Genomic DNA, 14,050 nt, shown 5'->3' with positions numbered 1-14,050 from the left:
TATAGCTTCGATTCTTGCAAGCAAGCTAGCTCGCATAGTCATTATTGGGCATTAGTTGGCATTATTCAGCATTAGTCCGCAAAAAAGTGCGCTGGGAAGGCGGATGTTTTGCGAAGCGCATGATTTGGCGAGATTACAGCAAACTCAGCGCTGGTAGTTTGCACGATTTTTTGCAAATCGCTTTCTTGCGATACGAACAACGCGGTTGCGAGCGCATCAGCGTAAGCAGTTGGAAAATCGCAAGTTTTAGCAGGAACGTAAGTCCAACTTGCAGAAAGTTTTTGCGCAGGAGTTCCATCTAAAGCGTTAATCAAGTGAGTCGCAATTAAATTAGACTCAAAGCCATTTTTATCTTTAACTTTCCAACGCCTTCTTGCAGCAGACGATGCACACAGCGCTCCGCTTGCAATTGATACCACACCTACCGCTTGAGTTGTGTCAAACGGATTTTCCAGAGCCACTTTTATTTGACTATTCTCTTCGCTAAAACAAGCGCGCATATCTCCGCCAGCATTTACCAAAAAATCGCAATCCGCAGGCGAATCACAATCCGAAGGCGAATCGCCGCTAAGCTCATCTTTAATAATCTTCGCTACAAGATCTACAAAATAGCCCTTCCCAGCTGCCCCAAAATCAAGCTGCACTGGCTGATTCGTGTGAAGCGTCGTGCTGCCGCTATCTCGCGAAATATCTGCCCACTTAACTGGCAGAGCGCGGCGATATTTGCTCCAGCTGCCACTGCTGATATTCTCATCCTTACCTTCGCCAGCTTTCGACTCCGGAACGAATTGCACGGAATTATCGTAACCAAGCGCAAGCAAATCCGCGCCAACGCAAGCATCAAAAGCTCCGTGCGTGGCAGCGTAAAACTCGTCATAAATCGCAAAAAGCGGCTGCACCCACGCTGGAAACTCAAAATCGCCGCCATGCTCCGCACAAGCCATGCGCGAAACAAGCGAATCTGCACGAAAGCGCGAAAGAGTGCGCTCGTACTCGTCAACAAAAGCTCGAATCCGCTGCTCAGCGCGCTCAGGAATCGGCTTGCTGCTGGAAATAATAATCCCCGTGCCAAGCACGCGCTCAAACGCCATTACATTCCTAAACATCGCTTGCCTCACGCAAACATTTCATTCGCTTTTTTAGAAAGCTCATACCGAATAGGACGTTCGCCAATAGAATCAACCATTCCAAACTCAATCAAACCGTTAAGCGCGCTCACAATCTTTCTCTCACCAACCTGCTCACCAATTGAGTTTCCAACGTATTCGCTTAATTGCTTGCGAGTCATCGGAGTTGGATTATACGAAAAAAGCTTATTTTGCAACAAAATAGACAGAGCTTCACGCTGCACTTTAGAAATTTCTTCCTCTGGGAAAAGCTCACGCAGCTTACCCATACAGTAAATAATGTGCTTTAATTGCACACTAATATTCTCAAACACTTCGCCCTGTGCTTTTACAATATATTCCAACATTGTGCAACAAAACATAGTTAAATCATTGCAATTAAATAGTTCCTGAGCTTTAGAAAAAGCAGCATAGTATCCAGACTTTTCTGCATAAATTATAGAACTTAAGCTCAAAATTGTTGGCATCGAAAGCTGCTCATGCAATTGCAAAGCAAGCAAAAACCGCCCAGTTCTGCCGTTTCCATCATAAAATGGATGCACGCTCTCAAAAGCATAGTGGCACATGCACGCCTTAATAAGCGTTGGAACGTCACTACTATTCATCAAATGCAACATCTGCGTTAAATGCTTTTGAATTTCCGCTTCCGTTGCATCGCCATCATGTACTACATTATTTGCACCATCGCGAATACTTACTTTTCCACTCCTAAAAATCTCACCATCTGGAATATTATTTGTTTCTAATTCGCCCTGCATAATACTGTCGTAGATTTTTCGTATATCTTGCAAGGTTTGTGGAATCGAAGTGTCACATTCATTTGAATCTGCAAGTTCAAGAAAAAGCTTAGTAAATTCACTAAAACGCGTATGATTATTCTGCTCGTTTGCAGCATCAAGTGCTTTGGAAAGCTCTTTTCTAGTGCTGTGAACACCTTCAATAATGTTGGTATTTTGCACTTCTTTTGCAATAAGTTGCATTAAATACTCGCGCTGAGCAAACCGCGGCAACCTACTCCACGCTTTTTCAACCGCTTTTTCAGTATTCGCAATATAATTCATGCATGTTACAAGATCCGTTACACACATTGCAAAAATCTCATGAGCGTCAAATACGATTCCAGAACGATACGTCGCAGGATTATCAATGCGCGATCTATATTCTTCTTCAGCAATATCGCACGGTTTTGCATTACTTTTAGACATTGCAACTATTTTGCGTATTGTTTTGTAATCCATAATGCGACTCCATTTATATTATTGCGTTTACGTTATTGCGTTTACGTTATTGAGGATTTTGTAGTAATGTCTTGCAATATTTTGCTTGCGATATTTTTGCATATAGGCAAATAACGCATTTATCACAAAATGATTGCATAGCTAACGTAAAAATCTATTCTATACCGACATTTTGGCAAAATGAAGGCATAGCGCACAAAAAAACATTCATCTATACCGACATTTTGGCAAAACAGCGGTATAAACTACTCACGCGCGTGCTGTTTTAGTCGCTTAGCATAAATAGGAACGCATACGAAGAAAGGGCTTGGAGCCTGATGCCCCTAGTAGCACCAAACCCAAGCCCTTTAACAAAACCGACTCGTTTCCCTAACAAACAAGCCAGCCAAACACTCAACAGTCACGCCCCCGAAAGCCAGCGCACAACACTACCGTGAAGAAAGAGATTTGGCAAAACAGTAGAATCATGCAAAAGCCCGAAAGCAAACCCGCCGCAAAACACTAAACAGCATTTGCAGCACGTTGAGTGAAAGATTTAACAAGTGAGCGCACCATACTCACATACGGCACGCTCACAAACAAATCATTAAACGATCAGCACACTTAATGTGCTAACAGCTTAGTGACGGATCTTGCGGAGAGCAACACCCATGCCAGCAAGCACGGAAGCAGCAACAGCAGCCAAAGCTACAGCAGCACCGGTCTTAGCCAATGGAGCAGCCTTCTTAGCTTCAGCCTTCTTGTCAGCCTTCTTATCAGACTTCTTGACATCAGCCTTCTTGCCACCAAGATTGTTCAAGAACTTAGCAAAGCGTTCCTTACTTTCCTTGTAAGCCTTCTCAGCTTTAGCAAGCTCATCCTTGGCTTCCTTCTCATTCTTAGTAGCAGCAGAAATACTATCTAAGAATGGAACATTAGTGTAGTAAGACTTACGCAAATCAGCAGCAGCTTCATGTTCACCTTCAGCGTCAAGATAATCAGCCTGAGCCAACATATCAGCCCACTTAGCCTTCAAAGCATTCAAAGCAGCAGTAGCTTCATTAGCCTTGGACCTAGCTGCTGAAACCTCTGCAGCACCACGACCATTCAAGGTGCACAAAGCACCATCTACAATATCTCCCTTTTCGGAACCGTTAAGGAAGTTTTCGAAGGCCTTGGACTTATCAAGCTTCTCTAAAACTGCCTTATTTTCTTCAGCTTTTTTCTCTTCAACTTTTTTATTCAACTCAGCTGCATCAGCCTGTTCCTGCTTCTTAGCATTCTCAATAACTTCTTTAGGTAAATTCGTACCGTCAGCCATTGCTGGGGCAGCGAAAGCCAAGCCGGAAACGAGGGTGGCGCCAGCAGCGAGTGCGGCGATAGCCTTCTTATTCAACATAATATTTTCCTTTCTTCTTCTCCTTCGTGCTAGGTACACGAAGAAAAATTTGCTATGCAACTCCAAGCGGAGCTACACACGCCTGTCAAACTAGGACTGACCGGCGCTTGCTATTTAAGATACCCCCCCCCGTTCGAAAAAGTCAAGAGCAAAAACAAGCGTCCAAAACAAAAAACATCAACAAAATTACAAAAATATTCAAGTAAAAGCGCGTAAAACTATAAAAAATACGCTAAACAACACTGTTTAATCGTAAAAAATACTATTTCACGATTTTCAAAGATTTTTCTCAGAAAACTCTCAGAAAACTCGCGGCAGCTCCCCCTCGCCACCCGCAAACCCTTGAAAAACCGCCACTTTACACACGACACGCGCAGAGGTCACCTTCACGCACGACATAAACTACTCACAGCTGAGTCGTTTTGGTCGGAATCACGCGAAAAAGCGGCATAAACTACTCACCGCTGAGCAGTTTATGCCGCCTACCCAGAAATTAATCAAAAATCAGACATAATAACAAAAAGGTAGGAGCTTGAGAATACCCAAACTCCTACCTTGTAAGAGATTACCTTACTTACGTAAGTTTACAAACTTACAAAAGCAACAAACTTACATAAGCAACAAAAGCAACCTAAATCACCTTAGCGTTAGGCAGCACGTTGCCGTCTTTATCAACGTTACAACTGTGCTCAACAGCAATCGTAATATTGTCAGAGTCAACCGAGAAGAAGCCATCCGTCACCTTAAAAACGTGACGCACACCCTTCAAATCGTCAACCTTCACAAAACCGTGATCAATCAACGCAAGCACAGCCTCATGCCCAGGAAGCACACCCATTGTGCCATTCACAGAAGGAATGACCACAAACTTGGCGTCACCTTCCCAAACAGGATGCCTGGCTGCCACAACACTAACGTGCAGCGATTTTACTTGCTTCTCTGCCATGATCACGCACCAAACTCTTGCTGCATGTCGTGCCAACGACGCTCAAGATCGTCAATGCCACCAATACCCGAGAACGCCTGTTCCGGAATATCATCGTAAGTACCATTGCAAATGCGAGTAAACGCCTCAATGGTTTCGTCTGCTGGCACATAAGAACCTGGACGGCCTGTGAACTTTTCAGCCACGTAGAAGTTCTGACCAAGGAACTGCTCAATCTTACGAGCACGGCTCACAGTGGTCTTATCTTCCTCACCAAGCTCATCGATACCAATCAAAGCGATGATGTCCTGAAGCTCCTTGTTACGCTGCAAAATAGCCTTAACGCGGTTTGCGCAATCATAATGGGCCTGACCAACGTAACGCGGATCCAAAATTCTAGAAGTAGAAGTCAAAGGATCCACAGCTGGGTAAATACCCTTAGCTGCAATATCACGCGAAAGCTCAGTAGTTGCATCCAAGTGCGTAAAGGTTGTTGCAGGTGCAGGATCAGTGTAATCATCTGCAGGCACGTAAATAGCCTGAAGCGACGTAATGGAATGGCCGCGCGTAGAAGTAATACGCTCCTGCAACGCACCCATTTCATCTGCCAAGTTTGGCTGGTAACCAACTGCAGAAGGCATACGACCAAGCAATGTGGAAACCTCAGAACCAGCCTGAGTAAAGCGGAAGATGTTATCAATAAACAGCAACACATCCTGATTCTGCACATCGCGGAAGTACTCAGCCATAGTCAACGCGGTAAGAGGCACGCGAAGACGAGTCCCAGGAGGCTCATCCATCTGACCGAAGACAAGTGCCGTTTTCTCCAAAACGCCAGCTTCAGCCATTTCGCCAATCAAATCATTACCTTCACGGGTACGCTCACCAACGCCAGCAAACACAGAAACACCACCGTGGTTCTGCGCAACGCGCTGAATCATTTCCTGAATCAACACGGTTTTACCAACGCCTGCACCACCGAACAGACCAATTTTACCGCCCTGAACGTAAGGGGTGAGCAAATCGATAACCTTAATGCCGGTTTCGAACATCTGAGTCTTAGACTCAAGCTGATCGAAAGCAGGTGGGTTACGGTGAATTGGCCAGCGCTCAGTTACTTCAATATTCTCGCCCGGCTTAGCATTCAAAATGTTGCCGGTAACGTCGAAAACGTGACCCTTAGTAACATCGCCAACAGGTACAGAAATTGGGCCGCCAGTATCTCGCACTAAAGCACCACGAACCAAGCCGTCAGTAGGCTTTAAAGCAACTGCACGCACAGTCGAATCACCAAGGTGCTGCTCAACTTCCAGCGTAATCTCGTGAACGGTATCACCTTCCGTGTTTCCAACGGTGTTGATATCGACCTTGAGAGCATTGTAAATATCCGGCAGATAGCCGACTGGGAATTCAACGTCAATCACGGAACCCTGAACGCGGGTTACGCGACCAGCTGTTGGATCGACCTCCTGCTCAGCTTCTGGAGGCGCTGTGGTCTGATTTTCAGCCATATGCTCCTAATCCTCCTCATTATTCAGCGCATCAGCGCTGCCGATAATCTCGGTAAGTTCTTGAGTAATGGATGCCTGACGAGAAGCATTAAGCTTTCTTGTCAAATCATCCACCAAATTGCGGGCGTTATCTGTAGCCGTATGCATAGCGTTCTGCCTACTTGCTGTTTCAGAAGCAGCAGAAGTAAGTAAGCACTCGTGAATACGAGACTGAATATACTTCGGCAAAACAGCATCCAGCACTTCATCCGGACTTGGCTCGAAGCAATACTCAACAGCCTCTGGATTGCTGCGACTCACTGCTTCTTCGCGAGCTGAAACTGCACCAGTAGACGACAACGATGCTGAAGGTCCAGAAGCTGCTTCGTAATCAGGACGGTGCATAGCAAACTCCTCACCATCCTTCAAAGGAACCAGCTCAACTGGCAGCATACGCAACGTACGAACTTTTTGCCTCACCATATTAATAAATTCGGTGAAAACAATATACAGTTCCGAAACTCCGCCTTCTGCTTCCGGCGTCATATAAGCGTCCATTAAAGTATCGGAAATCTTTTCTGCAATAGTAACGTCCGGGTGGTCAGTAGAACCTTCCCACGTACCTGCCACATCGCGATTGCGATACTTGTAGTAAGTTGCACCGCGTCGACCGTACACGTACAGTTCCGCGTGCTTACCTTCTTCATCGAGCTTGGCTAAAAGCGCTTCAGTCTCACGAATAATCGAAGACGTAAACGCACCAGCCATTCCACGATCAGAAGTAAGTGCTAGAACTGCTACGCGATTGCCAGCATGCTCTTTACCGAAAATAGGATGCTTAATATTTGCTTCGTGATGAGCTACCAACGCCTGCACGGCATCGAAAATTGCGTCACTATAAGGCTTAGCATTAAGCGCAATATCACGCGCTTTTGCAATATGCGAAGACGCAATCATTTCCTGAGCCTTAAAGATTTTACCTAAAGACTGTGTGGAAATAATTCTCGATTTCAATGCAAGTTGGGAGGACATACGCTACTTCCCCTCAGGCTCGCGACTATCTGCTTTTGGCTTAGCTACAAGCTGTTCCTTTTCAACAGGAGCAGGATTTTCAGCCGGCGGCAACGAATCCTTTACAATCAAAGGCTTGCCAACAGAAGTCTTAAACGTCCTACGGAAATCTTCAATGGCCGCATCAAGCTTAGCTTCAGTTTCCTTAGTGAAATCTTCAGTATCGCGAATTACTTGCAAAATGTCAGTTCCCTTATCGAGGTAATCCAACAATTCGTCTTCAAAACGCAAAACATCCTTCACAGGAATATCGTCAAGCTTGCCGTGCGTACCTGCCCACACAGAAACAACTTCTTGCTCCATTGCGCGAGGAGAGAACTGCTTCTGCTTAAGCAGCTCCGTCAAACGCGCACCGCGAGTAAGCTGAGCCTTGGAAGCTGCATCCAGATCGGAAGCAAACATTGCGAAGGATTCCAAAGACTTGTAACGAGCCAAAGAAATCTTCAACATGCCGGAAACTTTCTTCAAAGCTTTAGCCTGTGCCGCACCACCAACACGAGAAACAGAAATACCGACATCTACTGCTGGACGCTGACCTGCGTTGAACAAATCAGACTGCAAGAAGATCTGACCGTCGGTGATGGAAATCACGTTGGTTGGAATGTATGCAGAAACGTCGTTTGCTTTAGTCTCAATGATTGGAAGACCGGTCATAGAGCCGCCACCCAAATCGTCGGAAAGCTTAGCGCAACGTTCGAGCAGACGAGAGTGCAAATAGAACACGTCGCCTGGGTAAGCTTCACGCCCAGGTGGACGACGCAAAAGCAAGGAAATTGAACGGTATGCTTCTGCTTGCTTAGACAAATCGTCGAAAACAATCAAAACATGCTTACCGTTGTACATCCAGTGTTGGCCGATTGCAGAACCGGTGTAAGGTGCAATGTACTTAAAACCTGCAGAATCAGAAGCTGGGCTTGCCACGATTGTGGTGTACTTCATAGCGCCAGCTTCTTCGAGGCTTTGACGCACGGAAGCAATTGTTGAACCCTTTTGACCGATTGCTACATAAATGCAGCGAACCTGCTTCTTTGGATCTCCAGTTTCCCAGTTAGCACGCTGGTTGATAATCGTATCGATTGCAATTGCCGTCTTACCAGTTTGACGGTCACCAATAATCAACTGGCGCTGACCGCGACCGATTGGCGTCATTGCGTCAATAGCCTTCAAACCAGTAGACAAAGGTTCGTCAACTGGATGACGGTGAATAACGTCTGGAGCCTGGGCTTCAAGAATACGACGCTCACTGCACTCAATCGCACCCAAACCATCGATTGGATTACCCAACGGGTCCACAGTACGACCAAGATAAGCGTCACCAACCGGCACAGACAACACTTCGCCTGTGCGGTATACTTCCTGCCCTTCCTCAATGCCTGTGAAATCGCCAAGAATAACAACGCCGATTTCATGCGCATCAAGGTTAAACGCAAGGCCCAAGGTGTCGTTCTCGAATGTGAGCAGCTCGTTTGCCATGCAGCCGGACAATCCAGCTACGTGCGCAATGCCGTCACCAGCCGTAACAACATAGCCAACTTCTTGTGTTGGCATGTCGGTAGGCTTGTACGAGTCAACGAACCCGTCGAGCGCCTTGCGTATCAGGGCGGGATCAATAGATAGTTCCGCCATAATTCTCCTTAATTTACTACTTCACTGCCTGTGTCCAAGCGCCATTGCGCGCAGAACGTTGCAACTGCTTGAGCTGCATCAACATGGTGCGATCGGTTATTTGATCACCAATCTGTATACGCATGCCGCCAAGCACGTTTGGATCCACAATTGGGTTAATGTATGCACGATGACCCAACTTATTACTGTAGATTTCAATCAAACGCTTAATTTGCTTATCTGTAAGCGGCTGAGCAGTAGTGACAGTAACCAATGTTTCGCCAGCTTCACGCTCAAATCCTGACCAAGCGCCGCCGAAGCTGCCGGTTTTGCCACTTTCAGAACCACCATGCCACGTTCCTACTAGATAATGCATAATGCGCAATACGACAGGGTGCGCTTTACCTCCAATAAGATCGTCAATTAGACGAGACTTATCTTCCGAAGATCTATTCGGATCGGTAATCGCATCAGAAAGCTCAGGATACTGATCAATCATGTCCATCATTGACGAAAGTTCGTCAGCGATGCGCTGCGCTTCATCGTGCGCATCTGAGATGGCCTGCGCAAGAGAAGAACGCGACAAACTGTCGTTTGCACGCGATGCCTTTTCTGGCATTCTTACCTCCTCGTTTCTGTAATAACGAAGTAACGCAATTTACGTATTAATCTCAATAAATTAATTTAGATGAATACTTTAAAGCTTTACTTGCTTTGATCCGAATTTTTAGCTTCTCCAACTTCATCAATCACATGATCAATAATTTTGGAGCTCACAGTATCGTCATCCAGCTTGGATGCAAGAATCTTGCCAGCTAATGCTGCTGCAAGAACCGATACCTCTCCTTGGAGGCTGGACATGGCATGCTGATGCTGAGCTTCAATAGAATGCTGCGCTTCACTAATGATTTTTGCAGCATCCTTTTCAGCGCGTTGTCTAGCTTCGCCAATGATTTTTGAAGCTTCCGTACGAGCCTCTTCTCGAGTTTTTGCAGCATCAACTTGAGCTTGAGCAAGCTCTTCTTCCATCTGACTTTTTAATTCGTCAGCTTCATGCTGCACGTTTGCTGCTTTAGCTATTCCGCCTTCGATTTTTTCTGCACGTTCATCGAGAATTGCCTGGAATTTAGGCATAACGAACTTGTAGAAAAACGCTGCAAGAACTACCAAAACAACTAACGACCACACTAAGTCATAAGGCTCAGGCAAGAACAACGCCAAACCATTACTCTCAGATGCATGTGCCATGGCTTGTCCTTTCTATTCCTTCAACACTTTTATATTTGTGCTGGAACGAGTTGTTTCGTTCGGTTCACTTTCCCATAATGTAGGCAACGAATCCGAGCAAGCCCAGAACCTCAATAAATGCCAAGCCAACGAACATGAACAACTGAATACGGTTGCCAACTTCTGGCTGACGTGCAGTAGATTCCATAGCTTTAGCAACGACTATTGCCATACCAAGTGCAGGAGAAATTGTTGCGACAGCAAAGCCAAGAATGCTGAGGTTGCCGACCAAACCTGCGAGAGCGATGATATTATTCATTGGTTTCCTTTCTGTTAAAACAGTAACCAGTATAAACCCGTAAGATGGGTAAAATCTGAAGATTTAAGCTATGCTATCAGGCAACAGCAACAGCAGACTTTTCTTCTTCCTCCGGGTAACTTTCCGAAATGTAGACAGAAGCAAGCACAGTGAAAATAAACGCCTGCAAACCGGCTACCATAATTTCGAATAGGGTAAACAGAATGCCACCAAGCAGCCACAAAGCACCGCCGAAGGCAAGGAGTTTATTGCTGGAATCCACCACAAAGAAATTGGTGAATACTAAGCAAGTGGCCACCAGCAAATGGCCAGCAATCATATTCGCAAACAAACGGATTGTAAGCGAAAGTGGTCGCACAATCAACAATTCCAGCAGCTGCAATGGCGAAAGAATGAAGTAAATCGGCCATGGCACGCCCGCCGGGAACAACGCTTCACGGAAGAATCGCAAAAAACCTTTTTCACGAATGCCAGCAAGAAGATATTGGCACACAACCCACAAAGCAAATACCAACGGACCAGTAATGGTTGCGGTTGCAGCCATATTTAATCCTGGAATCACAGAACAAAGATTAAAGAAGAAAATCGTGATGAAAAGTGTAGACATCATTGGCACGTAACGCTTGCCGCGCTCCTCGCCAATCATTTCGTAAACGATGTTGTAGCGCACAAAGTCCATTAAGATTTCTAGCACACTTTGGAATCTTCCTGGAACTAACTTTGCGCGAGCGGCACCAATGCCGAAAATAATCATAACGACTACAGCCATAAGAACACGCACCAAAATAATGCGATTCATGGCAAACGGTGTGCCCTGGAACAAAATCTCTGGAGGCAAAAACTCGCCAATATTAGGCAATTCTGGTCCAGACGAAGCCACTGCTGAAGCTACATTGGTAGTCCTCAGTAAAAAGTCAACCATTCCATCCATAAGTGCCTCCTTAAGCAATTCGTTCACACGCCTTCACAACTACGCCACTCACTCACATTATTAAATTCAATCATCTTGCGGCGTTACATATTATCTAAATCATCTATTCCGTATCTCGTAAGGCGCGGGGCACGAAACGAAAAATACATCTAACTGCTGATTGTACTCTTCGCTTGTACATAAATTACGCAACTTCAAAATTTATTTGCTCATACCGTACTTAATACCGTCAAATGGACAAAAGTTATCAGAACGCGGAGAAGCCGGCTCATGCCTTATAGAACGTTCAGTTCCAAGCTTTCCAGCAGTTCTTAAATGTGGAATATCAGAAAGATTGTAAGGCGTAGTTTCGTACACCCAGTTAAGCCAGTTGCGCCAAAGCAAATTCGCGTGTGCACGCCAAGAAAATAGTGGCTCTAATTTTGGATCGTCATAAGGGAAATAGTTGTAAGGGAATGGCACGTTGCTCAAACCTTTTAACATGTCACGCTCATATTCTTGCGCAAGAGTCATTTTGCTGTATTCCCAGTGTCCAAGCGCAAAAACTTCAGAAAAATCACGCGTAGCAACTAAGCCTGGGCCGGATTCGGGACCATACGTAAGAATTTGCAAACGCTGATCTGAAGAAATGCTGTCAACATCAACACTCGCTATCCTAGAATGCGGCTGTAAAGCGATTTCATCAAAACCATTTGTAAGAAAACAGTACTCATCCTGCAAATATTGTGGGAACACACCAAAAATTTTTTCGCTGAGAACATGCTTTTTTATGCCATATCGATAGTAAAGCGCACCCATTGCACCCCAGCACAAATACATTGTTGAGAAAACGTGTGTTGCTGCCCAGTCAAGAATTTGCGTAAATTCGTGCCAGTAGTCGACATCCTCAAATTCCATGTGCTCAACAGGAGCTCCCGTTACAACAAATCCGTCGTAATAGTTGTTACGAAGTGCGTCAAGATTTTCGTAGAATTTTACTAAATGATCAGCGTTAACGTGTGTGGATATATGCGTGGAAGTTTTCATAAAATCGACATCGACTTGCAAAGGAGATTTAGAGATGAGTCTCAAAAGCTGAGTTTCTGTCTCGATTTTTTTGGGCATAAGATTCAAAATCAACAAACGAAGTGGTCGAACATCCTGCTGTTCTGCTTCTGGGCGTTCCAATGCAAAAATTCGCTCAGCATCTAATATGCTTCGCGCTGGCAATCCTTCAGGAATCTTAATAGGCATGTGTTTATTATACCCCGCACTTGTTTATGTTTATTGTGTCTATGTCACTAATGTGCACAAATCGTAAAATTTTAACCAACTACAGAGAGACACGCCCGAATTTGACAAATTCAAATTTGCACCTATCGTAGATAGAGCTGCTAAAAGTAGCCGACGCGGGGTGGAGCAGCTCGGTAGCTCGCTGGGCTCATAACCCAGAGGTCCATGGTTCAAATCCATGCCCCGCTACGAATAAGGTCGTAGGTTCTACTTTTAAGAATTCTGCGGCCTTTTCTATTTCCGGAACACGCCATGGAGTGGCTTCATTTAATCTCATATTGACCGACGGTCGTGTCATATCTAATACTTCCGCCAATTCATTTTGCGTACGTCTTTGACCCGCCAAAAGCATACGAATATTCATTGTCACAATCTGATTCAATGTCAAATCCATTATCATTCATCTTTCTTTCCTAAAACCAACTAGCCTTTTCATCCTATCGGTTAGTTACATATATAGTATATCACATATTATGTATTTGTAAAAAAAACGGACTTGAAACCGTGTAACGAAACAATACGTAAAATCTTTTCTCTACGTATTCTAGTCTATGTTTTTATGTTAAAAATCAAAAGAAAACTACTCCCTAATAGTTGGGAAACATATGTTACACATTGGCTGGAATATCTTGAAGCAAGTGGATATACAGAAGATACGATTAGATGCCGCTACTACAAAATCAGTCGGCTTGCACGCCTACTTAATCAGCCACCAGAAGATATTACAGGACAACAACTTGTTGAGCTTTTTGCACACCAAGACTGGAAACGAGAAACGCGCAAAGGTTATTCTTCAACAATACGCTCGTTTTACTCATACATGATTGAAGAAGAAATTATTGATGTCAATCCAACAGTAAAGTTACCTAAAATTCGTAAAGAATACGCAATACCTCATCCATGTCCTGATTACATCATTCGTGGTGCTTTAGCCCGAGTTAGAGGTAACAAGGAGTATGAAGCCATGCTCAGGCTCGGGGCAGAATGTGGATTACGACGTAGTGAGATAGCACAAGTATCTTCATCCGATATTATGATGCTTAATACTCATCCCCAGCTTCTTGTACACGGTAAAGGACGCAAAGAACGCACTGTCCCCATCGCGCCAGATCTCGCACAAATCATCGCCAACAAGCATGGATACATGTTTCCTGGCAGATGGACCGGTCACGTCGAAGCATCCTATATTGCGCATCACATCTCTCAGCTTCTTGGTAACGGATACTCCACACATAGTCTCAGACATCGATATGACACTAAGGCATATGAAAGTACACACGACCTTCTCTTAGTATCTAAACTCCTTGGCCACGCTAGTGTAGAAACCACTCAAATATATATCAGTCTCACATTCCCTGATAGCAGTGCCATTACAGAAGCTGTTCGCCTCTAAAACAAGACAATATGAGGGGAGCACACGAGCATATTGACTTTATATCAAAAAGTTGCCAATCGTATTCTCACTAC

At 44.9% G+C, this 14,050-nt stretch carries 14 protein-coding genes and 1 tRNA gene; 2 read left to right on the top strand and 13 right to left on the bottom strand.

Annotation, left to right across the window (positions count from 1 at the left end; genetic code table 11):
• Nucleotides 1–71: 71 nt before the first annotated feature.
• From ACJV7B_RS03620 to ACJV7B_RS03565, 12 genes are all read right to left on the bottom strand, one after another.
• A complete protein-coding gene (locus ACJV7B_RS03620; protein ID WP_419388985.1) occupies nucleotides 72–1,106 on the bottom strand; it encodes an FAD:protein FMN transferase in 1,035 nt (344 codons plus the stop codon).
• Nucleotides 1,107–1,114: 8 nt separating this feature from the next.
• Entirely contained in the window at nucleotides 1,115–2,365 is a 1,251-nt protein-coding gene (locus ACJV7B_RS03615) for a Fic family protein (protein WP_419388984.1), read from the bottom strand.
• A gap of 619 nt (nucleotides 2,366–2,984) precedes the next feature.
• Nucleotides 2,985–3,743 (bottom strand): hypothetical protein, encoded by a 759-nt coding sequence (locus ACJV7B_RS03610; RefSeq protein ID WP_419388983.1) that lies wholly within the window; start codon nucleotides 3,741–3,743, stop codon nucleotides 2,985–2,987.
• A gap of 631 nt (nucleotides 3,744–4,374) precedes the next feature.
• On the bottom strand, nucleotides 4,375–4,689 hold the full coding sequence (locus ACJV7B_RS03605) for a F0F1 ATP synthase subunit epsilon (protein ID WP_375169151.1): 315 nt from the start codon (nucleotides 4,687–4,689) through the stop codon (nucleotides 4,375–4,377).
• Nucleotides 4,690–4,691: 2 nt separating this feature from the next.
• Complete coding sequence (gene atpD / locus ACJV7B_RS03600; RefSeq protein ID WP_004134078.1) at nucleotides 4,692–6,179, bottom strand: F0F1 ATP synthase subunit beta; 1,488 nt, start codon at nucleotides 6,177–6,179, stop codon at nucleotides 4,692–4,694.
• 6 nt (nucleotides 6,180–6,185) lie between these two features.
• Entirely contained in the window at nucleotides 6,186–7,190 is a 1,005-nt protein-coding gene (locus ACJV7B_RS03595) for a F0F1 ATP synthase subunit gamma (RefSeq protein WP_419388982.1), read from the bottom strand.
• Between the two features lie 3 nt (nucleotides 7,191–7,193).
• Nucleotides 7,194–8,855, bottom strand: coding sequence for a F0F1 ATP synthase subunit alpha (gene atpA / locus ACJV7B_RS03590; RefSeq protein ID WP_004126217.1), 1,662 nt, complete (start codon nucleotides 8,853–8,855; stop codon nucleotides 7,194–7,196).
• A gap of 16 nt (nucleotides 8,856–8,871) precedes the next feature.
• The gene (locus tag ACJV7B_RS03585; protein WP_419388981.1) at nucleotides 8,872–9,453 is read right to left on the bottom strand and encodes a F0F1 ATP synthase subunit delta; all 582 of its coding nucleotides are present in this window, start codon (nucleotides 9,451–9,453) and stop codon (nucleotides 8,872–8,874) included.
• An 86-nt stretch (nucleotides 9,454–9,539) separates the two neighbouring features.
• The gene (locus tag ACJV7B_RS03580) at nucleotides 9,540–10,082 is read right to left on the bottom strand and encodes a F0F1 ATP synthase subunit B (RefSeq protein WP_116794576.1); all 543 of its coding nucleotides are present in this window, start codon (nucleotides 10,080–10,082) and stop codon (nucleotides 9,540–9,542) included.
• Between the two features lie 64 nt (nucleotides 10,083–10,146).
• Nucleotides 10,147–10,380 carry an ATP synthase F0 subunit C gene (gene atpE / locus ACJV7B_RS03575; RefSeq protein ID WP_004126223.1) on the bottom strand — a complete coding sequence of 78 codons (234 nt, stop codon included), beginning with the start codon at nucleotides 10,378–10,380 and terminating at the stop codon, nucleotides 10,147–10,149.
• Between the two features lie 76 nt (nucleotides 10,381–10,456).
• Nucleotides 10,457–11,311, bottom strand: a complete 855-nt coding sequence (gene atpB / locus ACJV7B_RS03570) for a F0F1 ATP synthase subunit A (protein WP_119527231.1) — start codon at nucleotides 11,309–11,311, stop codon at nucleotides 10,457–10,459.
• Nucleotides 11,312–11,512: 201 nt separating this feature from the next.
• Nucleotides 11,513–12,544 (bottom strand): homoserine O-succinyltransferase, encoded by a 1,032-nt coding sequence (locus ACJV7B_RS03565; RefSeq protein ID WP_285089188.1) that lies wholly within the window; start codon nucleotides 12,542–12,544, stop codon nucleotides 11,513–11,515.
• 154 nt (nucleotides 12,545–12,698) lie between these two features.
• On the opposite strand from ACJV7B_RS03565, the gene ACJV7B_RS03560 reads away from it, so the two are divergent.
• Nucleotides 12,699–12,772: transfer RNA gene (locus ACJV7B_RS03560), tRNA-Met, on the top strand.
• Here the strand turns inward: ACJV7B_RS03560 and ACJV7B_RS03555 are convergent.
• A complete protein-coding gene (locus ACJV7B_RS03555) occupies nucleotides 12,732–12,977 on the bottom strand; it encodes a helix-turn-helix domain-containing protein (RefSeq protein WP_226988350.1) in 246 nt (81 codons plus the stop codon). The genes ACJV7B_RS03560 and ACJV7B_RS03555 overlap by 41 nt on opposite strands.
• Nucleotides 12,978–13,142: 165 nt before the next feature.
• Between ACJV7B_RS03555 and ACJV7B_RS03550 the strand changes: the two genes are divergently transcribed.
• Nucleotides 13,143–13,976: a tyrosine-type recombinase/integrase gene (locus ACJV7B_RS03550; RefSeq protein ID WP_033888551.1), complete on the top strand. Its 834-nt coding sequence runs from the start codon at nucleotides 13,143–13,145 to the stop codon at nucleotides 13,974–13,976.
• Nucleotides 13,977–14,050 lie beyond the last annotated feature (74 nt).

The organism is Gardnerella bretellae (assembly GCF_048545135.1).
GTDB lineage: Bacteria > Actinomycetota > Actinomycetes > Actinomycetales > Bifidobacteriaceae > Bifidobacterium > Bifidobacterium greenwoodii.
The sequence above is the reverse complement of the archived record's forward strand: the minus strand, read 5'-3'. Positions and strand labels throughout refer to the sequence as shown.

What these genes read in the sequence shown, in the direction of transcription:
- atpE (WP_004126223.1), bottom strand. Translation starts at nt 10,380, where the DNA reads ATGAATAATATCATCGCTCTCGCAGGTTTGGTCGGCAACCTCAGCATT.
- ACJV7B_RS03580 (WP_116794576.1), bottom strand. Translation starts at nt 10,082, where the DNA reads ATGGCACATGCATCTGAGAGTAATGGTTTGGCGTTGTTCTTGCCTGAG.
- atpD (WP_004134078.1), bottom strand. Translation starts at nt 6,179, where the DNA reads ATGGCTGAAAATCAGACCACAGCGCCTCCAGAAGCTGAGCAGGAGGTC.
- ACJV7B_RS03620 (WP_419388985.1), bottom strand. Translation starts at nt 1,106, where the DNA reads ATGTTTAGGAATGTAATGGCGTTTGAGCGCGTGCTTGGCACGGGGATT.
- ACJV7B_RS03550 (WP_033888551.1), top strand. Translation starts at nt 13,143, where the DNA reads ATGTTAAAAATCAAAAGAAAACTACTCCCTAATAGTTGGGAAACATAT.
- ACJV7B_RS03565 (WP_285089188.1), bottom strand. Translation starts at nt 12,544, where the DNA reads ATGCCTATTAAGATTCCTGAAGGATTGCCAGCGCGAAGCATATTAGAT.
- ACJV7B_RS03605 (WP_375169151.1), bottom strand. Translation starts at nt 4,689, where the DNA reads ATGGCAGAGAAGCAAGTAAAATCGCTGCACGTTAGTGTTGTGGCAGCC.
- atpB (WP_119527231.1), bottom strand. Translation starts at nt 11,311, where the DNA reads ATGGATGGAATGGTTGACTTTTTACTGAGGACTACCAATGTAGCTTCA.
- atpA (WP_004126217.1), bottom strand. Translation starts at nt 8,855, where the DNA reads ATGGCGGAACTATCTATTGATCCCGCCCTGATACGCAAGGCGCTCGAC.
- ACJV7B_RS03555 (WP_226988350.1), bottom strand. Translation starts at nt 12,977, where the DNA reads ATGGATTTGACATTGAATCAGATTGTGACAATGAATATTCGTATGCTT.
- ACJV7B_RS03615 (WP_419388984.1), bottom strand. Translation starts at nt 2,365, where the DNA reads ATGGATTACAAAACAATACGCAAAATAGTTGCAATGTCTAAAAGTAAT.
- ACJV7B_RS03610 (WP_419388983.1), bottom strand. Translation starts at nt 3,743, where the DNA reads ATGTTGAATAAGAAGGCTATCGCCGCACTCGCTGCTGGCGCCACCCTC.
- ACJV7B_RS03585 (WP_419388981.1), bottom strand. Translation starts at nt 9,453, where the DNA reads ATGCCAGAAAAGGCATCGCGTGCAAACGACAGTTTGTCGCGTTCTTCT.
- ACJV7B_RS03595 (WP_419388982.1), bottom strand. Translation starts at nt 7,190, where the DNA reads ATGTCCTCCCAACTTGCATTGAAATCGAGAATTATTTCCACACAGTCT.